Annotated in this window: 19 protein-coding genes and 2 rRNA genes; 11 read left to right on the forward strand and 10 right to left on the reverse strand. The window is 44.6% G+C overall.

What is annotated here, in order from left to right; genetic code table 11:
• Positions 1-458: 458 nt before the first annotated feature.
• The 4 genes from O3A65_01405 to O3A65_01420 all read left to right on the forward strand — a co-directional run bounded on the left by O3A65_01405 (position 459) and on the right by O3A65_01420 (position 5,766).
• A complete protein-coding gene (locus tag O3A65_01405) occupies positions 459-2,204 on the forward strand; it encodes a glutamine--tRNA ligase/YqeY domain fusion protein (protein MDA1331117.1) in 1,746 nt (581 codons plus the stop codon).
• Positions 2,205-2,434: 230 nt separating this feature from the next.
• Positions 2,435-4,096, forward strand: a complete 1,662-nt coding sequence (locus tag O3A65_01410) for a thiamine pyrophosphate-binding protein (GenBank protein MDA1331118.1) — start codon at positions 2,435-2,437, stop codon at positions 4,094-4,096.
• Between the two features lie 10 nt (positions 4,097-4,106).
• Positions 4,107-4,955 carry a TauD/TfdA family dioxygenase gene (locus tag O3A65_01415; protein ID MDA1331119.1) on the forward strand — a complete coding sequence of 283 codons (849 nt, stop codon included), beginning with the start codon at positions 4,107-4,109 and terminating at the stop codon, positions 4,953-4,955.
• 22 nt (positions 4,956-4,977) lie between these two features.
• Positions 4,978-5,766 (forward strand): aldolase/citrate lyase family protein, encoded by a 789-nt coding sequence (locus O3A65_01420; GenBank protein ID MDA1331120.1) that lies wholly within the window; start codon positions 4,978-4,980, stop codon positions 5,764-5,766.
• A gap of 281 nt (positions 5,767-6,047) precedes the next feature.
• Here the strand turns inward: O3A65_01420 and O3A65_01425 are convergent, their stop codons facing one another.
• Complete coding sequence (locus O3A65_01425) at positions 6,048-6,470, reverse strand: VOC family protein (GenBank protein MDA1331121.1); 423 nt, start codon at positions 6,468-6,470, stop codon at positions 6,048-6,050.
• 229 nt (positions 6,471-6,699) lie between these two features.
• Between O3A65_01425 and O3A65_01430 the strand changes: the two genes are divergently transcribed.
• Positions 6,700-7,458 carry an SDR family NAD(P)-dependent oxidoreductase gene (locus O3A65_01430; GenBank protein MDA1331122.1) on the forward strand — a complete coding sequence of 253 codons (759 nt, stop codon included), beginning with the start codon at positions 6,700-6,702 and terminating at the stop codon, positions 7,456-7,458.
• Between the two features lie 197 nt (positions 7,459-7,655).
• Here O3A65_01430 and O3A65_01435 read toward each other — a convergent pair whose 3' ends face one another.
• From O3A65_01435 to O3A65_01450, 4 genes are all read right to left on the reverse strand, one after another.
• The gene (locus O3A65_01435) at positions 7,656-8,051 is read right to left on the reverse strand and encodes a DUF1353 domain-containing protein (GenBank protein MDA1331123.1); all 396 of its coding nucleotides are present in this window, start codon (positions 8,049-8,051) and stop codon (positions 7,656-7,658) included.
• 210 nt (positions 8,052-8,261) lie between these two features.
• Positions 8,262-9,926 carry an energy-dependent translational throttle protein EttA gene (ettA, locus tag O3A65_01440; GenBank protein MDA1331124.1) on the reverse strand — a complete coding sequence of 555 codons (1,665 nt, stop codon included), beginning with the start codon at positions 9,924-9,926 and terminating at the stop codon, positions 8,262-8,264.
• A 43-nt stretch (positions 9,927-9,969) separates the two neighbouring features.
• Positions 9,970-11,307, reverse strand: coding sequence for a Gfo/Idh/MocA family oxidoreductase (locus tag O3A65_01445; protein ID MDA1331125.1), 1,338 nt, complete (start codon positions 11,305-11,307; stop codon positions 9,970-9,972).
• 29 nt (positions 11,308-11,336) lie between these two features.
• On the reverse strand, positions 11,337-12,173 hold the full coding sequence (locus tag O3A65_01450; GenBank protein MDA1331126.1) for a phytanoyl-CoA dioxygenase family protein: 837 nt from the start codon (positions 12,171-12,173) through the stop codon (positions 11,337-11,339).
• A 389-nt stretch (positions 12,174-12,562) separates the two neighbouring features.
• On the opposite strand from O3A65_01450, the gene O3A65_01455 reads away from it, so the two are divergent.
• The 3 genes from O3A65_01455 to arsC all read left to right on the forward strand — a co-directional run bounded on the left by O3A65_01455 (position 12,563) and on the right by arsC (position 16,081).
• A complete protein-coding gene (locus O3A65_01455) occupies positions 12,563-12,991 on the forward strand; it encodes a hypothetical protein (GenBank protein MDA1331127.1) in 429 nt (142 codons plus the stop codon).
• 114 nt (positions 12,992-13,105) lie between these two features.
• On the forward strand, positions 13,106-15,709 hold the full coding sequence (gene pepN / locus O3A65_01460; GenBank protein ID MDA1331128.1) for an aminopeptidase N: 2,604 nt from the start codon (positions 13,106-13,108) through the stop codon (positions 15,707-15,709).
• A gap of 12 nt (positions 15,710-15,721) precedes the next feature.
• Positions 15,722-16,081 (forward strand): arsenate reductase (glutaredoxin), encoded by a 360-nt coding sequence (gene arsC, locus O3A65_01465; protein MDA1331129.1) that lies wholly within the window; start codon positions 15,722-15,724, stop codon positions 16,079-16,081.
• A 104-nt stretch (positions 16,082-16,185) separates the two neighbouring features.
• Here the strand turns inward: arsC and O3A65_01470 are convergent, their stop codons facing one another.
• A complete protein-coding gene (locus tag O3A65_01470) occupies positions 16,186-17,427 on the reverse strand; it encodes a DUF1015 family protein (GenBank protein MDA1331130.1) in 1,242 nt (413 codons plus the stop codon).
• A gap of 78 nt (positions 17,428-17,505) precedes the next feature.
• Positions 17,506-17,961 carry an SWIB/MDM2 domain-containing protein gene (locus tag O3A65_01475; GenBank protein ID MDA1331131.1) on the reverse strand — a complete coding sequence of 152 codons (456 nt, stop codon included), beginning with the start codon at positions 17,959-17,961 and terminating at the stop codon, positions 17,506-17,508.
• 330 nt (positions 17,962-18,291) lie between these two features.
• On the opposite strand from O3A65_01475, the gene O3A65_01480 reads away from it, so the two are divergent.
• The 3 genes from O3A65_01480 to O3A65_01490 are packed head-to-tail and all read left to right on the forward strand — an operon-like array spanning position 18,292 to position 21,666.
• The gene (locus tag O3A65_01480; protein ID MDA1331132.1) at positions 18,292-19,641 is read left to right on the forward strand and encodes a DUF1446 domain-containing protein; all 1,350 of its coding nucleotides are present in this window, start codon (positions 18,292-18,294) and stop codon (positions 19,639-19,641) included.
• Between the two features lie 9 nt (positions 19,642-19,650).
• Positions 19,651-19,989, forward strand: a complete 339-nt coding sequence (locus O3A65_01485) for a hypothetical protein (GenBank protein MDA1331133.1) — start codon at positions 19,651-19,653, stop codon at positions 19,987-19,989.
• Between the two features lie 24 nt (positions 19,990-20,013).
• Positions 20,014-21,666 carry an amidohydrolase family protein gene (locus O3A65_01490; GenBank protein ID MDA1331134.1) on the forward strand — a complete coding sequence of 551 codons (1,653 nt, stop codon included), beginning with the start codon at positions 20,014-20,016 and terminating at the stop codon, positions 21,664-21,666.
• A gap of 5 nt (positions 21,667-21,671) precedes the next feature.
• Here the strand turns inward: O3A65_01490 and msrA are convergent, their stop codons facing one another.
• The 3 genes from msrA to O3A65_01505 all read right to left on the reverse strand — a co-directional run.
• Positions 21,672-22,208, reverse strand: a complete 537-nt coding sequence (msrA, locus tag O3A65_01495; GenBank protein MDA1331135.1) for a peptide-methionine (S)-S-oxide reductase MsrA — start codon at positions 22,206-22,208, stop codon at positions 21,672-21,674.
• A 149-nt stretch (positions 22,209-22,357) separates the two neighbouring features.
• Positions 22,358-22,472, reverse strand: a 5S ribosomal RNA gene (gene rrf, locus O3A65_01500).
• 111 nt (positions 22,473-22,583) lie between these two features.
• A 23S ribosomal RNA gene (locus O3A65_01505) occupies positions 22,584-22,953 on the reverse strand; the annotation flags it as partial.

The following is a 22,953-nucleotide window of genomic DNA, read 5'->3' on the forward strand; positions in this document are numbered from 1 at the left end:
CCCCTTGTTCTACAACTTCTCCAACTGGTAACCAAATGCTGTTTATTAGCGATTTAGTGTCTGAGCATATTGCCAGATATTCGAGTCTCGAGCTAAGGGATATATACAAGTTACTGCACCAGAGCGCTAAATGGCACGATTGACTTACCATTAAACTACAACAACACGACCCAATTCCTTGAGGGAGTGCCCATAACAATTACTCGACACCGAAGCATTCAGAAACCTTCAAAGAGCAATAGCATCCCAATTATCGAATGGTACATCTTGATTTTTAGGCCTACGGCGAGCTTGATGCTAGTGATGCATTGCATCCTGACAAGAGACGCGGAGACCAATAACCGAGTTTTAAGCAACTAAGGTAGAATTCACAACCTGAAAACTATTACGGCTTTAATGTCATGATCGCTGGAATAAGTTACTGATCCAACCCTTACAATCAAACCCATTATTGGAAAATAGTGAAAGATAAAACACCACCTTCCGGCAGTAACTTCATTAAGTCAATCATCGATAACGATCTCAAAGCTGAGGCTTTCAAAAAAAGACGTTGGCGTGGGAAACCTGGAACTCTATCTGAACAACAAAACGCCAACATGGATTCGGCGAAAATACGAACGCGCTTCCCCCCTGAACCTAATGGTTATCTACACATCGGACATGCGAAATCAATCTGCCTAAACTTCGGTCTTGCGAAAGAATATGGTGGCGTCTGTCATCTGAGATTTGATGATACGAACCCATCAACCGAGGAAAGTGAATATGTAGATTCAATCCGTGACTCCATAAAGTGGCTTGGATTTGATTGGAGCGGCCACGAATATTTTTCATCAGATTATTTTGACCATCTTTATGAATTTGCTGTGATGTTAATTAACGCAGAGTTAGCCTACGTTGATTCGCTGAACGCAGATGAAATGCGCGAATACCGCGGAACGCTCACCGAGGCTGGGAAAAATAGTCCATTTCGAACTAGATCAATAGACGAAAATTTAATGCTGTTTCAAGAAATGAGGGCTGGCAAACATACTGATGGAATGCATGTGCTGAGATTGAAAATTGACATGGCAAGCCCTAATATCAATCTCAGAGACCCAGTTGCCTACAGAATCAAGCACGTCACACATCACAGGACGGGTAATTCATGGCCGATTTATCCGAGCTACGATTTCACTCATGGTATATCGGATGCTCTCGAAAACATCTCACATTCAATTTGCACACTTGAGTTTGAAGATCATCGACCACTCTACAATTGGCTCAACCAGAAATTATTACAACTGGGATTCCTCCAAGGACCCTTACCCCAACAAATAGAATTTGCTCGACTAAATCTTTCTCATGTTGTTCTCTCAAAGAGAAAGTTAATCCAACTTGTCAAAGATAAACATGTGGATAGCTGGGATGATCCCCGAATGCCAACCTTGGTTGGGGTCAGTCGTCGCGGATACCCTCCCCAAGGCTTACACCTATTCACTGACCGCATTGGAGTATCCAAAGCTGATTCTTGGATTGATTATTCAATCCTTGAGGATTGTATGCGTGAAACACTCAACGAATCATCTCTCCGTAAAGTTGCTGTTCTTAATCCAATCAAGCTAATTATTGAAAACTTCGATATGGATCATACGGAAATATGTCACGCGCCCAACCATCCGCAACACAAAGAGCTCGGGTCGCGAGACGTTACGCTCTCTAGGGAGCTGTGGATAGAACGAGAAGACTTCTCAGAAGATCCACCCAAAGGATATTTTCGATTATTCGTTGGAAATACTATTCGTTTACGTTATGGCTATGTTGTGAAATGCACAGGATTTGATACAGATGAACGAGGATTAGTAAAAACAGTTTTTTGCGAATACTTCCCCGACTCAAAGTCTGGAACCGATGGCGCAGACAACTACAAAGTCAAAGGGAATATTCACTGGGTAGATGCTAACACTTCAATCAAAGCTGATGTCATACTGTATGACCGCTTGTTTTCAGTAGAGCGGCCTGGACAGACTGGGGACTTCATCAACGATTTAAATCCCAAATCCAAGACAATCATTGAAGTTCAAATCGAGAGTTCGGCTGCCCAAGCCAAAAGCGGCGACTGTTTCCAATTTGAACGACATGGATACTTTACAGTAGACCTTTCGAGTACTACACAAAACCTAGTATTTAATCGGACAGTTACACTTAGGGATGGCTGGAAAAAATGAAAGCTTATTTGTCTGAAGAGTAGGCTCAAAACACGCTCTGTGTGCTAAGCAACTAACCTATACTGCCACCTCACACCCTTAATTAAGAAATCGTTTCCTTCGAAAAATCTTTAGCTCTCGCGTAGACACATCCACGTGCTTTATACACAGAGATAAGCTAATATCTTTGAGTTTACTGCTTATCTAAAATAAAAATTTTTGTAATCACAAGTTAATATGCGAGAGAAGTAATGACGATTAAAGGGTATGACGCTTTTCTAGATTGCCTTTCATCAGAGGGGGTCAATTATCTTTTTGGAAACCCTGGCACGACCGAATTAGCCATTATGGAGGCGCTGGGGAAACAAAGTAATATTGAGTATGTCCTTGGTTTACAAGAAAGTATTGTTGTCGCCATGGCTGATGGATTCGCTCGCGCATCAGGAAAACTTGCCGTAGCCAATGTCCACGTCGCCCCTGGTCTTGGTAATGCGATGGGCTCAATTTACAATGCAAAATTTTATGGATCTCCTGTACTCATCACAGCAGGGCAACAGGAACAGGGACATGGCCTCACTGAACCGATGCTCTACGACCCACTGGTTCCCATTGCTCAACCGCTCGTAAAATGGGCCATTGAGTGCACGAGAATTCAAGATTTACCACGCATCATCCATCGGGCGGTAAAAATAGCGCTCACACCTCCCATGGGACCGGTCTTCTTAAGCTTGCCTGGAGATGTATTGGATGCATCTGCCGATATTGAAATAGGCAAATCGACTCGCATAAATACACAAGTCCTGCCTAACTTAGAAACGCTCCAAGAGCTGTCAAAAGCAATCTTGGGTGCGGAAAACCCAGCCATCGTTGCCGGCCACGAAGTCGCATCAACAAACGCACTAGACGAAGCTGGAGATTTAGCTCTGACGATCGGGGCCGCCGTCTTCCAGCAAACCGTCCCTTACTCTGCACAGTTCAAAAGTGAGCACTCCGCATTCCTAGGCGCATTATCACGCAATCAATCCATATGCCGACAGCAACTGGAAGCACACGACCTTGTTATCTTTTTAGGATCCGATGTCCTCAGAATGTCTGTTTTCAGTAAAATTGACCCGCTACCAAACCACATTAAAATAGTACAAATTGGAGAGCGAGATTGGGAACTGGGGAAGAACTACCCTGCTGAATTCGCGATTAGAGCTCACGTGAAAGAAACCACAAAAGCTCTTACCAACCTATTAAAAAACACAATGGATGGTGGCCAAAAATCTAAGGCTGCACAACGTATATCTGAAATTAAGAATCGAAATTGGTCAGCACAGCGTCCTCAAAGAATCGCCCAGGCGAGCACTTTCGATAAGGTCAAACCAATCAATTCACTAAAACTTGTGATGGAGTTAGTCAAATCGATCCCAGAAAACTGCATCGTCCTTGAAGAGGCATTAAGCACGTCAGCAAATCTACTCAACTATTTAGCATTGAAGGATCATCAAGGGTTTTTTGGTCTTGCCTCTGGCGGCATTGGGTTTGCGATGGCGGGTGCAATCGGGGTCTCACTCGCACTTCCTGACCGACCTGTTGTGGCGTTAGTCGGAGATGGCAGCTCTATGTACAGCATCCAAGCGTTATGGACTGCGGCTCACCTAAACCGTCCCATTACTTACGTAATACCCAATAATCAAGGATACAAAATAATCAAGCAGAGACTAATGTCTTTTAGGGGGACGGACAAATATATTGGTATGGACCTCACGCATCCAACAATAGACTACGTGAAACTCGCCGAATCTATGGGAGTGCAAGCAAGTCGCATACATGATCCTGCCGATTTAAACAATGCTCTTACACTCGCAACCCGAAGCAATAAAACAAGTGTAATAGAAGTGGTTATGTCGCCAGATATAAACAGTTAAGGATAGGTCAATGCCTCTAAACACCCGTCAATTAACTGAAAACCTCGGCGTGGAAATTATAGGGCTGGATCTATCCAAAATACTAGACGAAAAGGTTCTTCAGGAAATTCAAGACCTTTTTGTTGAGTATCACTTGCTATATTTTGGACAACAAAATCTATCTTCAGCGGCACATATTCAGTTCGGTCAAAACTTTGGCGAGCTGCAGATCCACGTTATGAACCAGTACCATGAATCTGCATATCCGGAGCTTTATAGATTGTCCAACATTGGTGAGGATGGCAAACCGAACGGCATTTTCCCTGATCAAGGAACGCACGCTTGGCACACTGATGCATCTTGGCAAGAATATACGGGTCAGGCGACTATTATCTACTGTGAAGTAGCCGCATCTGCAGGCGGAGATACCCATTTTGCCGACATGTACGGCGCATACGACCGCCTTTCGAACGAATGGAGAAAAAAATTAAAAGGTAAGCGAGCTGCGCATAGTCTCCACTTCTCAAGAAACCGTCGGCACGGCCATCAACCGTTAACCAATGAACAACGCGATTCCACACCGACAGTTGATCATCCCATTTTCAGAACACATCCAGCGACACACAAAAAATCCGTATTTCTAGGTGATCATGCGGAACACATCATTGGCTTGCCTTATGAAACAGGAAGAGAATGGATTGATGAACTAAACCAGTTAATAGTTCATGATGACTTGACATACAAGCATAAGTGGAAAAAAGGGGACTTTCTCGTTTGGGACAATCGTTGCCTTATGCATCGAGTCGAGAATTATGATGCCTCTAAAGAAGGGCGAACTATTCGTCGCTGCACGGTTATCGATCCCATAAGACCACGTTAAACTTTAATTGGAGTGAGTAAAAATGGCCTCTTTAATAAATGCTGCAAAACAAAAATTAATCAAAAGCGAGCTGGCTATAGGCGTTGGTGCGCGTAACGTTAGGGGAATAGAAATTGCTTGCCTTATGAAAAGTGCAGGGTACGACTGGTTGTTCATAGATATGGAACACGGGCCAACCTCAATTGAAAGCGCAGCATCAATCTGTATAACCAGCTTGGCTAACGGCATCGCACCAATAGTGCGAGTACCCCAAGGAGACCTAAATTTAGGCACGCGCTGCTTAGACGCGGGAGCTCTAGGGATTGTCATGCCCCATGTAGACAACGCGGAACAAGCGGCGAAAATGGCCGAAGCATTTCGTTTTAAACCGTTAGGACGGCGCTCAATCGCTGGTAACTACCCACATTTTGGCTTCATATCTCAATCAGCGCTGGAGACAACAACAATACTCAACGAGGCCACACTACTAGTCGCCATGATAGAGACGCCCGAAGCGATCAAAAACGTTGACTCAATTGCCGCTGTTCCAGGTATTGACGTCCTACTGATGGGGACTAATGACCTATGTCTTGAAATGGGGATCCCTGGAGAAATTGATCACCCGCAGGTGTCAACCGCAATTCTGAAGTTAGTAGCCGCATGTAAGCGCCACGGGAAATGGGCAGGGCTTGGCGGAGTTTACGAACAAAACCTCCTTGCCAAGTACATTAATCAGGGAGTCAAAATGATCTTGGCTGGAAATGATGTCACGTTACTATTAGATGCGGCAACTGCACAAGCACAGTTTGTAAAAAACTGTGAAAAACGTTAAATAATCAAATTGCATTCAATTTCAATTTATCCCAAGCCATTAAATAGTCGCTTCATTTTTGATATGGAGCGTTCGCGTTTGGAAAGTAATTTCTGAATAATTACGCGATATTTTTTCACTGATTTAAAACATTACCTGCTCTTTAATCTGACGGCGCTCAACCCATACTGTAGTTGACTCCATAGCGAAGGTAAAAAAGTTTACTGAAGAATCAGCGAATTCGCCAAATTTCTAATACATTCAACTCCCACGGCTTTAAAAAAATAACTGCTTAAGCATATTTATTGATCAAACAACTTAGATAGATCTTTAAACGCTTTAAATTCAAGAGCGTTCCCGCTGAAGTCTCTTACAAACATAATAGCTTGCTCCCCGGGAAAACCCTTAAACCTCACATGAGGCCCGAGTAAAAATTCCACTTCAAATTGTTTCAACCTGTCGGACAATTCAGACCAGTCTTCCATACTAAGTACAACCCCGAAATGTCGAACGGGCACATCATCCCCATCGACTGAATTTGCGTCATTAATGGCGCTATACCCCGTCACCAAATGCGCGACGATTTGATGCCCATAAAAATTAAAGTCGATCCACTCGTCACTGGATCTGCCTTCCGTACAACCCAAAATAGCCGCATAAAAACGACGCGCCTCCGAAAGAGAGTGGGCAGGACATGCTAAATGAAAAGGGTCTCTTACAGTCATACGTGAAAAATCACACCACTATCTAAGATTCACTACATCATAATTTCAAATTTCTGCGCAATAACCTCGCACGCAAGATGCCCTGAACCAAGGTCATTATTTAGCACCATATCAGATACTCAGATTGATGCCTGCTCAATATATTTCGCCAACAAATACAACCTCAAATATACGTGTTAGAGTTGCCCATCGTAAACTAAAAATCGTAGTTTTGTACAAGGAGTTATGAATGTCTACAACCGGAAATATCGCCATTGTTACTGGGGCTGGTAGTGGGATTGGTAGAGCGGTCGCAATCGAATTTCTCTCTAATAATTATCTCGTCACACTTGCAGGTAGACGAAAAGAAGCTTTACTTGAGACTATATCGCTAGCAGGGGTCTCTGGAAGCAACGCAACTGCCATCTCCACTGATGTCGCCGATCCTGATGCGGTGCGCGCATTGTTTGATGCGGTAAAACAAAATCATGGACGACTTGACGTTTTGTTTAATAACGCCGGGATGAATAGTCCTCCTGTCAAACTTGAGGATCTCAGTGACAAGCAGTGGACAACAATTGTTAATACTAACTTCAATGGGATGTTTTATTGCATTCGTGAAGCTTTTAGAGTCATGAAAGATCAGAGACCAATGGGCGGACGCATTATTAATAATGGCTCGATATCGGCCCACGCTCCTAGACCAAATTCCATTCCCTACACAGCCACTAAACATGCTGTGACTGGCCTGACAAAATCCGCTTCGCTGGATGGACGCAAATACGATATTGCGTGTAGTCAAATAGATGTCGGCAATGCTATGACTGAACTAGCAGCGAAAATAGCGAATGGTGTACCACAAGCCGATGGGACGATAAAAGCCGAGCATATGATGAATGTGAACGAGGTTGCGACGGCGGCGCTATATATGGCTAATTTACCACTGGATACAAATGTGCAGTTTATGACCATCATGGCTACAAAAATGCCATTTGTTGGACGCGGCTAAACTGAACGTCAGAAGGAATTTCGGATATCACAGACCTAAATAAGTCTTATATAAGATATAAGACTTATTTAAAACTTTAAGATAAAGAAAAATAGGCTATATAAGTAATATAAATCAATCAGTTATCCTATTCCTAGAGATATGAGGACCCTCCTCAAGTATTACCTCTATAACCTTAGCATCAATATCATCAAGACTTAATCGCTCATTTTTGGCCCATGGCAGCGAGAAAAACACCGGGAATCGCTTGGCCCCTTAATAGCCCACCGGGTACCCGTTGCTCGCAGCAACATGAATGTTAAGTTTGCCTCCGCTTGGGTCGCACCCTCCGTTTGCATAGCTTCATAGACCATATTTTGGGCAGCTATCCACGGATGATGTTTGCTTTTAACCGCATAGTCATAAGAGATCGCTGTTTTCACAAAGTGTGAGCTCAACCCCGAACCAAATAGGTCAATGAATAGCCGCGGGAATCCTCTACCGTCAACGACACTACCAGCAGGAGTGACCCACACCCTTCCATCCGCCTGTCGGTAAATCAGCTCTGACGTGGTTTGATATTGCTCTACAAATGAATTCTCAATAGGCTTCAAACTCGGCGAACCCTCGAAGCCCACTTGAGCTTAGGCTAGACCCAAAGAGAGTTGCAACGAAAGCAGGGGCATTAAACTGACATGCGTAATACGTAAACTATTCATAAACAACCCTATTGGGCCGATTCAAAAAGTACACGCCAGCTACTTACCCAAAGCAGTTCCCTCACAACACGGAATCAACAGGCGTGTGTAATAAATTTAGTCAACCTACGATTTTAGAGACTTATAACGTATTCTTTTTGGCTTGGCACCCTCTTCCCCCAAACGCCTTCTTTTGTCCTCTTCGTACTCTTGATAGTTACCCGCAAAGAATTCAACGTGAGAGTCCCCCTCAAATGCTAGAATATGCGTCGCAATACGATCCAAGAACCATCTGTCGTGCGAAATAACTAAAACCGATCCCGCAAATTCTAAAAGCGCACCCTCAAGCGCCCTTAAAGTCTCAACATCAAGATCATTTGAAGGCTCATCTAATAACAAAACATTTCCACCTTCTATCAACGTTTTCGCTAAATGCAACCTTCCTCTCTCTCCGCCCGAAAGATTACCAACTATTTTTTGTTGGTCCGACCCCTTAAAGTTAAAACGACCAATATACGCCCTAGACGGCATCTCAAACTTTCCGACTGTCAAGACATCAAGCCCTTGCGATACCGCCTCCCAAACTGTTTTATCGTTCGGCAGCGAGTCACGCATTTGATCGACAGCTACGACATTAGCAGTCTCGCCAATGACAACCTCTCCAGAATCCGCCGCCTCAACTCCAGTAATCATTTTGAATAGCGTTGTCTTGCCCGCGCCATTAGGTCCAATGATCCCAACAATCGCGCCTGGCGGTATCGTAAAAGACAAATCGTCGATAAGTAATCGGTCCCCAAACGCCTTGGAGACGGATTTAAATTCTATGACCTTATCTCCTAATCGGTCTGCAACTGGAATAAAAATCTCTTGCGTTTCATTGCGCTTTTGATACTCATGGGAAGATAGCTCCTCGAAACGTGATAAACGCGCCTTGCTCTTCGCTTGGCGGGCTTTCGGGTTCGAGCGAACCCACTCTAGCTCTGTTTTAATTGTTTTGATCCTGGCCGACTCCTGCTTATCCTCCATCTCAAGACGCTTTTCTTTTTGCTCGAGCCAAGATGAATAATTACCCTCCCAGGGGATGCCGTGTCCTCGATCCAACTCTAGAATCCATTCGGCCGCATTATCCAAAAAATATCGATCGTGCGTAACCGCAACCACAGTGCCTGAAAATCTTTGAAGAAACTGCTCCATCCAATGCACGCTCTCAGCGTCTAAATGGTTTGTCGGCTCATCGAGCAACAACATATCTGGCTTCGATAAAAGCAATCGACAAATAGCCACGCGACGTTTTTCACCTCCAGATAGAGTAGAAATTCGCACATCCCACTCTGGTAATCTCAGCGCAGCTGCCGCAATTTCGAGTTGCAAATCTGAATCTGGACCGGCGGTTGTGACGATCGCCTCATAATGTGCTTGCTCCTCCGCAAGTTTGTCAAAATCAGCATCAGATTCTGCGTAGGCCGCATAAATTTCTTCGAGCTTTTTCTTGGCTTCAAGGACCTCCCCAAGCCCTTCTTCAACAGCCTCTCTAACAGATTGTTCTGGGTTCAAATGCGGTTCTTGTGGCAAGTATCCAATGCGAATCCCGGGCATTGGCGTTGCTTCACCTTCTATCTCTCTATCTATGCCCGCCATAATGCGGAGCAAACTGGATTTACCAGAACCATTCACTCCCAACACACCAATCTTTGCGCCGGGAAAAAATGAAAGAGAGATGTTCTTGAGTATTTCGCGTTTGGGAGGAACAATTTTTCCCACCCCCATCATGGTGTAAACGTATTGAGCCATATGATTTTTTAGTTAATTAGTTAATTCACTCGCAAAACAATATCTAACGATATGTTGATTCCATCTCACGACGCACTTTAATCGCAATCGCATTTTCATCGAATTCAACATCTGCCCAGGTTACAGGTTGACCTGCTCTCTTAACATTTTTCAATTTGAGTCCATGCGCTAATCCCAATGGGAGCGCTCCCAACTTAAGAGACTTATCGGCTGGCGCTAATTGACCAACAACGGTATACCCTCCCTCACCGTCCAAAATCTCACCTACTTTTAGATCTCGCTTTGCAACGGACATGACGTCTGCAAGAAAATCCGTTGGGGCACCCGTGGACTCACCACGCAGGCCAACTGAAGCAACTGAGATGCCCACCTCCAGTCCAATCAAATGCCATCGTTTATACAGTGATGCGTATCTTCCGGTGTCATCTGTTTTAACACCATACTCTTCAAAACAGTGCCGAATATACGAAGTATCCCCTTCAAATACCACCCATACTCCGAATCGAATATCGTAGGGAATCGGGGCTCCCGTCGTGTCTAATGAGGAGACCACTTCCACTTGACCAGCGTGGTGCAAACAACCACCAACTGATTTTGGCCTCATTAGATTGGGGATATCGTCAATGCTGCCCGAAGGGTATTCCAGCCCATTGGGCGGCGCAAGCAATCCTGTCGCATTGCACACCGCAACACTCTCAATCGCGGGCTTTGATCCATCCAAGAATGAGTTAAACATTTTTGGATTGAGCCCACCTCGCTCTGCCTGCTCAGGCGTAAGTCCATAGTAGCCCCAGACTGTCTCAGGGGTCGATTGGACAAAATGTGGCATCCATTTGTGGCCCCTACCTGCAGCCACGACATTAAAACCAGCCGCTCTTGCCCAATCAACTAGGTCGCAAATAAGTGCAGGTTGGTCACCGTAAGCCAAGCTATAAATAACTTTATTCTCACGCGCGAACTGAGCGAGATAAGGACCACAAAGGGCATCGGCCTCAACCGTCACATTGACCACGTGCTTTTGGTGTCTCAATGCCCGAAGAATGTGTTCTACTGCAGCCGGCGGGTTACCCGTAGCCTCAATAACGATATCAACCCTCGGGTCTGCAACAACCGCCTCCCAATCATCCGTAACCCATGTGCTATTTAAATTCATAGCCTCATCCATTGATTTCGCTTGATAGCGCGCTTGGGACCAGCCAATTCTCTTCAAATTTCCAAGCGCATTCGTCGGTTTGATATCTGCTATGGCAGCGACATGAATACCTGGCGTTTTATTTACCTGCGCCAAATACATTGACGCAAACTTCCCTGCGCCAATGATAACAATCCGTAAAGGATTACCATCAGCAGCTCTTAATTGCAACTTAGAATATAAATTCAAGCTTTATTCCTTATGACTGACTTTATTCTTTAAACTACCGCCAACTCATCTTGAGGAATCCCATCACGCCACGGTAAATCAACGTCGCAGTTTGACTGCAAACAATCATCTGGGAGACATTGGATTGGATCGAATTGTCTATGTGCAAGATAGCCAGGCCGCTTGAATCGCCTGATGTGGTTCGATACCGCACATAGACTTAGATATACGGTTCTTCGATCCCAAGGAGAGAGATTTGGTCCCGACGCATGAACTAGGCAAGAATGAAATAAAATCATTGAGCCTGCTGGACCTTTAGGGGCGACTATACCCCCTTTATTCGCTAACGCTGAAATCGTTTTAGAGTCCAGAGTCCACAATGGATAACTAGTAGTTTGCGTATCGTGTCCCGCCTCCAATAGTCCCACTTTATGACTCCCCGGGATGAACATGAGTGGTCCATTAAACTCATTGACATCATCCAAGAAAATTGCAATGTTCATCGCACGCGCCTCTGGCATTTGATCATCCGCATGCCACGTCCCAAAGTCCTGATGCCACTGCCACACATCACCATCAAAAGCCGCTTTAGCATTCACTTTAAATTGATGCATATAAACTGGTTCGTCGAAAAGTTGTTCGACGGGACGAACCATACGCGGGTGGCGCGCCAATCGCGCAAAAATTGGGTTATATGTTTGAACCGCAAAACTCGTTCGAACCGAGTTGGAATTCTTCTCTCGAATGTTACATACAACGTCCTGAGAAAAAATATCATCAAGCTGCGATGTGAGCGCACTCATTTCAGACTTCTCAAACAATGATGGGAAAAATAAATACCCTTGAGCTTCAAATTTCTGAATTTGAGATTCGTTCAACTGGTTCATTTGATGTCCTTCCCTTTCAATCAATATTTAAAACTTCTGTCTTCATTAGGAAATACATTGAAGCGCGTTGGCCGATGAGCCACTCGCTGATTCTACGCATGCGCGGGCTAGCTGATCCGCCAAGGCACTTTCGCCTATTATTGATAGCGGAAATATTGCCTCATGTTTATCCCAAATTATATCCGTATCGCTAAGCTGAGCCACAGACTCCCAACGATATGCATTTGGTATACAGATTACCATAGGTGCTGTAAATTACCCCCATCGAGTAAAAACACTTGGATATCGGTCTGATTTTGTTATACCGTTACGACCTTATGAGATCACTTAGCAAGCTGCAAAAAGTATTTCTTATATTGGGCTTAGCACTGGTAGCAGTATCGCTCCTAATGTCTTCTCAAAACACGCTAGTTTCGATATTTACACGCAACATCATTTGGAATCAATTTTCTATCGCCCCTCATCCAAATATCGACGTCAAAGAAATTCATCCCGACTCTATTGTATTTGTCTCGAATCTTGAGCCACAAGCCAGATTAACCATCTCGAAAAACGGAAATTTTAGTAAAACTCCCGACGATATCGTCAAATTACTTTGTCAAAACGATCCTTGCACATTTACTGCTTACGAAGATCAAACAATTAGCGGCGCAATTGCCAGATTTCAATCCGACTCTGACCTTCAGTTAGTTCTGATTCGCTCGCAAGAACAACACGTATGGATGGAATACAACGGGCCAGCCGCCGCTTTCGCTTCATTTGAGCAACTAATAAGGGAACTGAATCAGCAAGCCAAATTGATCAATCGCATCATATAGCGCGAAATCTAGGTCAAAATCACGTCGATCATCGATCAGTTGGCAAATCGATACGAACCGTTTTAACATTTCAAAGTCGAATCGCTTGACCTTAAAAAAATAGAAAGTTTCAGGATGGAACAAACCTCACTTCAACCCGTTTTACTCAAAGATTATAAACCATCAATTTACCAAATTCCAAAAATTGACTTAAATATAGTGGTCGAAACCGACTTCACAGAAGTTCACACAACCCTTTTTGTCAAAAAAAATATTCAATCAAGCGACACTGGTGACCTACGCTTAAATGGGGAAAGTCTGGAGCTTATCAAGGTCCAAATAGACGGCCAAATTTTAGAACCAAGCGAATATCAACTATCTAAACACGCTCTAACCATCCACTCTGCTAGAGACACATTCACGGTCGAGACCACCGTACGGATCTATCCGGAAAAAAATACTCAGCTAATGGGTCTCTATGCCTCTAAATACGGATATTTCACCCAATGTGAGGCTGAAGGTTTTCGACGAATTACGTTTTCCCTTGATAGGCCTGATGTTCTCTCTCAATTCACAACTCGCATTCAAGCGCCAAAAGATAAATATCCCGTTCTACTGTCGAATGGAAACCTAACAACAAGTGGTGACTTAACGGATGGTCTTCATTTCGCTCTTTGGACGGACCCACACCCCAAACCACCGTATCTGTTCGCAATGGTTCTCGGTCGTCTTGACAAAAAAGAAGAAAGATTTATTACCAACTCAGGTAAAACAGTTGCTCTGCAAATCTATGCCCCACCGCATCAGATTGAGCAAACCACTTTTGCAATGGCAGCATTAAAAAGATCAATGCGCTGGGATGAAAAGCGATTTAATCTAGAGGTAGATCTTGATCAATACATGATCGTGGCGGTTGATGACTTCAATATGGGGGCTATGGAGAATAAAGGGCTCAATATCTTTAATACAAAATATATTCTTGCTGACCAGACTCTTTCTACCGACCGAGATTTTATGCTTTTAGACCGAGTTGTTGCACACGAGTATTTCCACAACTGGACGGGAAATCGAGTCACTTGTCGGGATTGGTTTCAATTAAGCCTCAAAGAAGGATTAACCGTCTTTAGAGATCAAGAATACGGCGCAGACACCTACTCTCGAGGTGTTCAACGAATTCAAGAGGTGCGGAGCCTCAGAACAATTCAGTTCCCCGAGGATGCTGGCCCCATGGCACATCCGATTCGACCCGATACCTATGTCGAAATCAATAATTTCTACACCGCCACCGTTTACGATAAAGGCGCCGAGATTGTTCGCATGATCCACACACTATTGGGTGAGGAAAACTTTCAACGAGGGATGAAAGTCTATTTTGCAAGGCACGATGGCTGCGCAGTCACAACTGAAGAATTCGTATCTGCGATGGAACATGCCTCTGTAGTAGACCTGTCTGCTTTTAGAAATTGGTATATCCAGGCAGGGACTCCGCATGTGAAAATCACGGGCGCATATGACGCTGCAACCCAAGAATATACGCTTGAGTGTCAACAATACTTTATGGGAGAGAAATTCAAATCAAATCAGCCCGCCCACATTCCGATAAAACTCAAACTATTTCAACCGAATGGCGCCACCTCAAAAGAGCAAATAGTATCGCTGAAAGATTCTAAAGATTCATTTACATTTACTCAGGTGACAGAGCAACCAATTCCCTCTTTATTTCGAGAATTTTCTGCACCTATAATTTTAGATTTTGAGTATACGGACGAAGACTTACTGTATCTATTGGCTCAAGATGATGACCCTTTTAACCGTTGGGAAGCCGGACAACAACTTCAAAGTCGATTGATTTTATCTGCAATGCCAAAGCTCAAAGGGAAACTACAGCCAATATGGAATAATAAATTCATCGAGGTTTTGTCTGCCTCGCTGTATGAAGCGCATGAAGATCCTGCATTTATTGCCGAGCTTTTTTCAACTCCCGCTGAAAGTCATTTGGCTGAATCATTTGTTTTAGTTGATCCGGACTTATTACACCTCGCACGTAATGCTTTACGGATTACAATCGCTTCTACACTCGAAACCCAACTCTTAGATATCTATTTAAACAAGACAGACGACACTCCTTATTCGCCCGACGCGAGGTCGGCAGGCCAGCGAGCGGTAAAGAATGTCTGCCTTGGACTACTCGTTGAACTTGATAAACAAGAATATATTGATTTGTCTATTCGTCAGCTTGCAACAGCAACCAATATGACCGACGAATATGCCGCACTGCAAATTATGGTGAACGCGACGGAACCTGAATGCGAAGAGGCATTAATTAAGTTCTACAATAAATGGTGCTCAGAGCCGCTCGCATTAGATAAATGGTTTGCTGCGCAAGCTGCTTCACCGAAAAAAAATACACCAGAGCGGGTCAAAGCGCTCATGCAGCATTCGGCATTCGATATTAAAAACCCAAATAAAGTCTTTGCCTTATTGCGTACATTCTCGGCGAATCATGTCCACTTTCACCGTGCAGATGGATCGGGATACCGTTTGATTTCACAAGCCATTATAGAGCTTGATAGGATCAACCCTCAAGTAGCCGCTCGAATTTCTCGCAGCTTTGATCGCTGGAAAAAATTTGATACAAAACGACAATCGCATGCAAAATTAGCCATGGAAAGAATTATCAATCAGCCAAACTTATCAAAAGATACAGGAGAGATTATCTATAAAACTCTGCAAGGATAAAAGGAGGAAATTATGGCTAACACAGAATTAACGATCTATCACAACCCGAGATGTAGCAAAAGCCGAAATGCACTGACGATTCTTCAAGAGCAAGGCGTCCAACCCCTGGTGATCGAGTACTTAAAAAATCCACCTGACGCCGCGCAAATCTCATCGTTATGTTTAAAACTCGGGATAAAACCAGAGCAACTGATCCGAAAAGGGGAGTCGATCTTTAAAGAACATTACTCTGGAGAAAATATGAGTGATGCCGCTTCGATTCAAGCGATGGTCAAACACCCAATCTTAATCGAACGGCCTATCATCGTATGCGGGAAGAAAGCGGTTATCGGTCGACCGCCAGAAAATGTACTCCTTATTTTGAATAATTAGAATGCGCCAACTCGAGCATTGCGCTTAGTGAAACTTCAGAATATTGAGACTGGGAGGAGAAGCATTTCTTAACATGTTGATGGATTTAAGCAATATCCTCAGATCTAATCTAAGACATGAGAAACCAATCCATCAGCTAATTTTGGCTCAAACCAGGTAGATTTAGGTGGCATCACTTGTCCTTGGTCCGCAATAGCCATCAATTCCTCGAGCTTAGGGGGGAAAAGAGAAAATGCGCAAGCCATTTCTTGAGAGTCGACCCGCTTAACCAGCTCTCTGTTCCCTCGAATACCACCCACAAAATCTATTCGCTTATCTTTTCTCAGATCGTGTATGCCAAGGCCAGGTCCTAATACTCGATCAGAGAGAACACTGACGTCGAGTGTTTCAATAGGATCATCAGATCTCAGCGTCGCGCTTAGTGTCAACGTATACCAATGACCCTCCAGATATAAACCCATCACCCCTTTTTCCTTTGGGACAACCGATTCATCGGAAGATTGAACGATGAAATCCTTCTTTAAGTACTGTAAAAAGTCATTCGGACTCAAACCATTAAGGTCGGCTACCAGACGATTGTATGCAAGGATTTGCATCTGCTCCTGCGGAAAAGCTACTGCGAGGAAATAATCATAACTTCTAGGTCTTGAAACAGCTTGCGTCTCGCGACTCATTTTAAGTTTTTGAACCCTTGATGCGGCAGCTGACCTGTGGTGCCCATCAGCAATATAAAGAGCGGGTAAGTCGTCAAATAGCGCGACAAGTTCTGCGATTACCTCAGCAGAAGAGATCATCCACGTTTCATGTCGTACTCCATCTGCATCCCGCACGTCCGACTCAGGATCCCCGGTAGACTCTGACGCAATTATGTCGTCAATGTCTTTTGACGAAGGGTATACGAGCAAAACGGGACCAGTCTGGACGGAGAGCTCGTCAATCTGTCGAACTCGATCATCTTCTTTTTCTGGTCGAGTAAACTCATGCTTACGAATATGGTTTTGGTCATACGCATCGACCGATGCGCTAACCACGAGCCCACGCTGACTGACACCGTGTCCAGTTAATCGATAGACATAAAAACAAGCTTCGTAGTCTCTCTTTAACACCTCTCTATCTACAAGCGACTTTAAATTAGCTTTCGCTTTCTTATACACTTCAGGCGAATAAGGATCTGTCCCTTCAGGCAAATCAATCTCTGGTCTTGATATATGCAAGAAACTGTTAGGCTTGTCCTTCGCTTGGATAACCGCCTCTTTGTAAGACATGACATCATAAGGTGGCGCAGCCACCTCCAATGCCTTACCTCGTGACGGACGTAGCCCTTTAAACGGGCGAATTAAAGTCATGCACAAAAACCTCAAGATGATAATGACAAATAAAAAGGGCGAACCGAAATGAATCGGATCGCCCCTGGGTAGAGATGCTTAAGATAAATGTTTACTTACAAGCTTAGTCATTTCAAACATTGACACTTGTTTTTTACCACCAAATATTGGCAATAAATTACTGTCCGCATTTATATTCCTCCTGTTTTTTGCATCCTGGAGGTCATGCTTCTTGATGTAGGTCCATATCTTCTTAGTGACCTCAGTGCGCGGGAGTGGCGTCGCACCTACAACAGCAGCGAGTACTGCGCTAGGTCTCATTGGCTTCATGAAAGCTGGATTAGGTTTTCTTTTTACAGCTGATTTTTTCTTCGCCGGTGCTTTTTTAGCCGCAGGCTTTTTAGCCGGCGCTTTTTTTGCTGGTGCTTTTTTAGCCGCAGGCTTTTTAGCCGCAGGCTTTTTCTTCATCGGTGCTTTTTTAGCCGCAGGCTTTTTAGCCGCAGGCTTTTTCTTCATCGGTGCTTTTTTTGCCGGTTTCTTTTTAGCAACTGCCATCTTTAAGTCTCCTGTTTTTATCCCATAAATTGAGGAATATCAGTGTCAAAATTGGAACGCCAGTGCCGTCTCCGGCATGCGATTGAAAGAATGCACAGCGTTAGGTACATTGTCAACACTTTTTATAGATAAAACTATAAATCTTTTCTTCAAAAAGGGAGCTTTTGGATGTATTGCATAATTTAGGGATCCTCTTCGTCGAAGCACAAAATGTATTTCTAGATAGTTTAGTATTGATCGCGTTAATTTAAAGTTAACAACATCGCATTCCGATCGTGAGATTACGGGTGAAGTACTTAATGTTTTGAGTTTAAAAATGATGGAGTAGTTATGGGTATACGCATCGGATCAGGTTCGGCTTGGTGGGGAGACAGAATTTCACCAGCACAAAATAATGCAGACAAGGGGCGGTTAGACTACCTGTGTTTTGAGACAATGGCTGAGGCAACAGTTTCTGCAGCACAAGTTAGAAAACGGAGAGATCCATCATTTCCCGGTTACGACACCTGGTTAGATGACCGAATGCAAGCCGTTCTACCCGGCTGCCTAAAACAAGGCACAAAAATCATTACAAACCAAGGGTGGATCAATCCCAATGGAGCCGCCGAGCGCATCGTTTATTGGCTACAAACCCTTGGATTTCGGGGTATTAAGGTGGCTGCGATCAACGGAAGTTTAATCACCGAACAGGTGCTTAAGTTGACGGATACCATCTTAGAGACGGGAGAGCCGACACATTCACTTATGGGGAAAATTGTATCTGCCGAGGTATACCTTGGCGCAGAACCTATCTTGCAAGCATTAAGCGAAGGCGCGCACATTGTTGTAACTGGCCGAGTAGCAGATCCCTCAATTTTTGCGGCACCCATGATGTATGAATTTGGCTGGCGGATGGATGACTACGCGCACCTAGGACTAGCGAACGGAATTGGACATCTCATGGAATGTGGCGCACAAGTTACAGGCGGGTATTTCGCAGACCCTGGGTTCAAAGATGTACCGAACCCTTGGGATTTAGCGTTTCCAATTGCTGAGATCGATGAAAATGGTAGCGCGATCATTACCAAACTTCCTGGCACAGGAGGTGTAGTCAATACTATGACCATTAAAGAACAACTGCTTTACGAGGTGCATGATCCAGCTAATTACATTACCCCAGACGTTGTCGTCGATTTCTCAACTACACAGATCGAAGAAGTATCCAAAGATCGAGTCTTAGTTTCGGGCATAGTTGGCAAACCACGGACACCCACACTAAAGGTGTCGATAGGATGTGAGGAGGGCTTTATTGGAGAGGATATGTTTTTTTACGCCGGCGAAGGGGCACTGAAACGGGCAAAACTCGCTGAAACCATATTACGAGAACGCTTTAAGATTGTGGACCTAAAAGCGGAAGAGCTACGAATAGACTATCTCGGGCTAAACGCGATTCATGGCGACATGACACCCAAAGTTGATCAAGAACCCTACGAAGTTGCAGTAAGAGTTGCCGCACGAACCCTGAATCGAGAAGAGGCTATGAAAATTGGCCGAGAAGTCGATGGTATGGCTGTATCCGGTGTTGGCATGACGGGAAAACGGGTCCCGCACCAAGATCGCACTAGAGAAATCATTGGGGTTTGGTCATCACTTGTCGATCGGGACAACATCAATCCTTCGATCAAATTTTATGAAAGTTGAAAAAATAACATGTTCATTAAATTAGCGCGCTTAGCGCATTGTAGATCAGGGGACAAAGGAAACACCTCAAACATCTCAGTAATTGCCTATTGTCCCGAACTATATGAAACCATCAAAATACAACTCTCCGCGGCAAAGTTTAAAGATTTCTACGCAGGGGTCGTGAATGGGTCCGTGACCAGATACAGCATCGACGGATTACACATGCTTAATTTCGTATGCGAAGGCGCCCTAGGTGGCGGCGTGTCCCGCTCCCTTTGTCTTGATAACTATGGCAAGTCTCTAAGCTCTAGAATATTATCGTTTGAAATGCATGTAGAAGAACATTTAGAACAATTCCTTCGCTAAACTCAACCAAGAAGAGCCCATACCATGTCTACCATCAAGTTGGACACGATCATCCAAGGCGCGACTATCTACGACGGGGGGGGCAGAAACGCATTCTGCGCTGATGTTGGCATCTCGGGAGACAAAATTATTAAGATTGGAGACCTAAATACTGAATGCAGTAACGTCATTAAAGCCCACGGGCTCGCATTAATGCCGGGGATCATCGACGTCCACACCCACTATGATGCACAAATCACATGGGATCCCACTCTATCACCGTCTCCCTCGATGGGGGTTACCACTGCAGTAATGGGGAATTGTGGATTTGGAATTGCACCATGCCCTCAAGAGTATCAGGAAATCATGCTTAAAAATTTGTCAGTCGTTGAGGGCATGAATCTAAGGACACTCCTCGAGGGAACTCAATGGAAATTTAGATCCTTTCCTGAATACCTTAAGTTCATCGATGAACAACGACCCCATGCAAATGTTGCCGTCCTGATCGGACACTCGGCTATCAGAACTGCGGTAATGGGAGAGGATAGTTCCACTAGAATTACCCCAACACCAGAGGAACTAAATGCCATGTGCGACATAGTCGACCAAGCCCTAGGCTGCGGCGCAATCGGTTTCGCATCCTCTTTTTCGCCCAACCACTCAGGTTTTGGCGGAAGACCCATGCCATCAACAATCGCAGAAGATGCTGAGCTCTACGCATTACTCGAGCCAATAAAGCAGCGAAAAGGTGTTTTTGTCACAGCGGGTGGGGGGCGGGCTACTCCTGAATACTTAGAAAATATAAGCAAAACATTCAACTGCCCCACGTTCCTTGTCTCAGTACTAGCCATGTATAGCGACTCGGATCCCACTGCATCTCGCAATTATTACCAAAGATGCGGAGAAGCCTTAGATCGTGGGCACGAAGTGTACATCCATGCGAATCCACATCCTTTATCCTTCAATTTCACCTTGCGTAATCCATATATATTTTATGCCCACGAAGCTTTTAATGCGGTCAAAGTGGCCGCACCAGAACAATTAAAATCCATTTACCAAAGCCAATCATTTAGGGGCGAATTTGCTCGAAACCTCACTGAAAATCAAACCGGGGTCATATTTAATGGAGCGTGGGACAAAATTGAATTGGACGAGACGCCCATTACCGAGCTCGCCAAAGCCACCAATCAGAGTCCTCTGGACTGGCTTTTTGATCAAGACCTAGAGACCGAATTTATCGGAAAAATGTATCAAAATAACGATGAGGGTGTAGCAAAACTCCTAACCCACCGAAATGCCATTATGGCGTTATCTGACGCAGGGGCGCACGTTGAGTTTCTTTGTGATGCTGGATTTGGTTTATTTTTTATGCGGCATTGGTCGATCGATACAGGTATCTTTACTCTGACACATGCAATTCAAAAGTTAACGTCAGATCCTGCCGCTAAGTACCGAATTAGAAAAAGAGGCAAGATCGAAGAAGGATATTTTGCCGATCTAGTGCTGTTTGATCCCAAATCAATCGGCATATCAAAGCTATATCAACTGAATGACCTACCAGGAGATGGATCCCGTTTGATGAGGACGCCAACAGGAATTCATGGCGTGTGGGTCAATGGGACACGTGTGATAGATGGTGGTAAAGCGCTAGCACTACCGGAAGGACCCGGCCATATACTGACTGAATTCGACTTTTAAAGGTCCTACTTTAAAAACCTAGTCCAAGACTTCTGTAATTTCGCCACCTTCGGATCAATCACATAGTGACAATAAGGTTGGGACCGATTATTTTCATAATAATGATGATGATAATTTTCAGCTGCATAGAAGGTCTCAGCTGGACGCACTTCCGTGACTATAGAGGCATCCCAAAGCCCCTCCGAGTTCAGAATTTCAATAAGCTCATTCGAGGCTTTCAACTGCTCGTCCGATGTTACAAAAATAACAGAACGATACTGAGAGCCGACATCAGCACCCTGCCTGTCATGGGTTGTTGGATCATGTATCGAGAAAAAGATACGCAAGACATCGGAAAAACTAATTAGCTCCGGTGAAAATGTCACCTGTACCACTTCCACGTGACCCGTCAGCCCTGAACAAACAGCCTCATACGTAGGCTTATCCGAAGCACCCCCCATGTACCCAGGGACCACTGTATCCAAGCCTCTTACGCGCACAAACACAGCGTCGAGGCACCAAAAACAACCACCGCCCAACACTGCAGTTTCAATAGATTTCATAACCTACTCATCCGAACACAACCAGAATAAATAATACATTAACGCTTATCAAATAAATCTATTCTTTATAAGCACGACAAAAGACAACTCAAGAATTGAGCGCACATAAAAAACCCCTCGCTGGTTTACCAACGAGGGGTTAATTGGGAGCCTGGCAGTGTCCTACTTTCGCACGGTATACCTCGCACTATCATCGGCGCTGAGGCGTTTCACTGTCCTGTTCGGAATGGGAAGGAGTGGTACCGCCTCGCTATTGCTACCAGGCAAAGCTTTAAAATTCTTTGCCTTCAACACATGAAAGAAGTATGAGTTCTCAGATTGCACTCTGATTTTTTTATTGTACAAGCGACCTATTACCTTGATACACAAGGCTATAGGATCAAGCCGCACGGGCAATTAGTATCGGTTAGCTGAACGCATTGCTGCGCTTGCACACCCGACCTATCAACGTTGTAGTCTGCAACGACCCTTTAGGGAGGTTATACCTCCGGGAAGTCTCATCTTGAGGCGAGTTTCGCACTTAGATGCTTTCAGCGCTTATCTCTTCCGTATTTAGCTACCCGGCAATGCCACTGGCGTGACAACCGGTACACCAGAGATACGTCCACTCCGGTCCTCTCGTACTAGGAGCAGATCCTCTCAAACTTCCAGCGCCCACGGTAGATAGGGACCAAACTGTCTCACGACGTTCTAAACCCAGCTCGCGTACCACTTTAAATGGCGAACAGCCATACCCTTGGGACCG

This window comes from Pseudomonadota bacterium (assembly GCA_027624715.1).
Classification (GTDB): Bacteria; Pseudomonadota; Gammaproteobacteria; order Burkholderiales; family Eutrophovitaceae; genus Eutrophovita.

What these genes read in the sequence shown, in the direction of transcription:
- O3A65_01485 (MDA1331133.1), top strand. Translation starts at nt 19,651, where the DNA reads ATGTTCATTAAATTAGCGCGCTTAGCGCATTGTAGATCAGGGGACAAA.
- ettA (MDA1331124.1), bottom strand. Translation starts at nt 9,926, where the DNA reads ATGGCTCAATACGTTTACACCATGATGGGGGTGGGAAAAATTGTTCCT.
- O3A65_01475 (MDA1331131.1), bottom strand. Translation starts at nt 17,961, where the DNA reads ATGGCAGTTGCTAAAAAGAAACCGGCAAAAAAAGCACCGATGAAGAAA.
- O3A65_01480 (MDA1331132.1), top strand. Translation starts at nt 18,292, where the DNA reads ATGGGTATACGCATCGGATCAGGTTCGGCTTGGTGGGGAGACAGAATT.
- O3A65_01490 (MDA1331134.1), top strand. Translation starts at nt 20,014, where the DNA reads ATGTCTACCATCAAGTTGGACACGATCATCCAAGGCGCGACTATCTAC.
- O3A65_01455 (MDA1331127.1), top strand. Translation starts at nt 12,563, where the DNA reads ATGTCTTCTCAAAACACGCTAGTTTCGATATTTACACGCAACATCATT.
- O3A65_01425 (MDA1331121.1), bottom strand. Translation starts at nt 6,470, where the DNA reads ATGACTGTAAGAGACCCTTTTCATTTAGCATGTCCTGCCCACTCTCTT.
- O3A65_01410 (MDA1331118.1), top strand. Translation starts at nt 2,435, where the DNA reads ATGACGATTAAAGGGTATGACGCTTTTCTAGATTGCCTTTCATCAGAG.
- O3A65_01415 (MDA1331119.1), top strand. Translation starts at nt 4,107, where the DNA reads ATGCCTCTAAACACCCGTCAATTAACTGAAAACCTCGGCGTGGAAATT.
- pepN (MDA1331128.1), top strand. Translation starts at nt 13,106, where the DNA reads ATGGAACAAACCTCACTTCAACCCGTTTTACTCAAAGATTATAAACCA.
- arsC (MDA1331129.1), top strand. Translation starts at nt 15,722, where the DNA reads ATGGCTAACACAGAATTAACGATCTATCACAACCCGAGATGTAGCAAA.
- msrA (MDA1331135.1), bottom strand. Translation starts at nt 22,208, where the DNA reads ATGAAATCTATTGAAACTGCAGTGTTGGGCGGTGGTTGTTTTTGGTGC.
- O3A65_01420 (MDA1331120.1), top strand. Translation starts at nt 4,978, where the DNA reads ATGGCCTCTTTAATAAATGCTGCAAAACAAAAATTAATCAAAAGCGAG.
- O3A65_01470 (MDA1331130.1), bottom strand. Translation starts at nt 17,427, where the DNA reads ATGACTTTAATTCGCCCGTTTAAAGGGCTACGTCCGTCACGAGGTAAG.
- O3A65_01450 (MDA1331126.1), bottom strand. Translation starts at nt 12,173, where the DNA reads ATGAACCAGTTGAACGAATCTCAAATTCAGAAATTTGAAGCTCAAGGG.
- O3A65_01430 (MDA1331122.1), top strand. Translation starts at nt 6,700, where the DNA reads ATGTCTACAACCGGAAATATCGCCATTGTTACTGGGGCTGGTAGTGGG.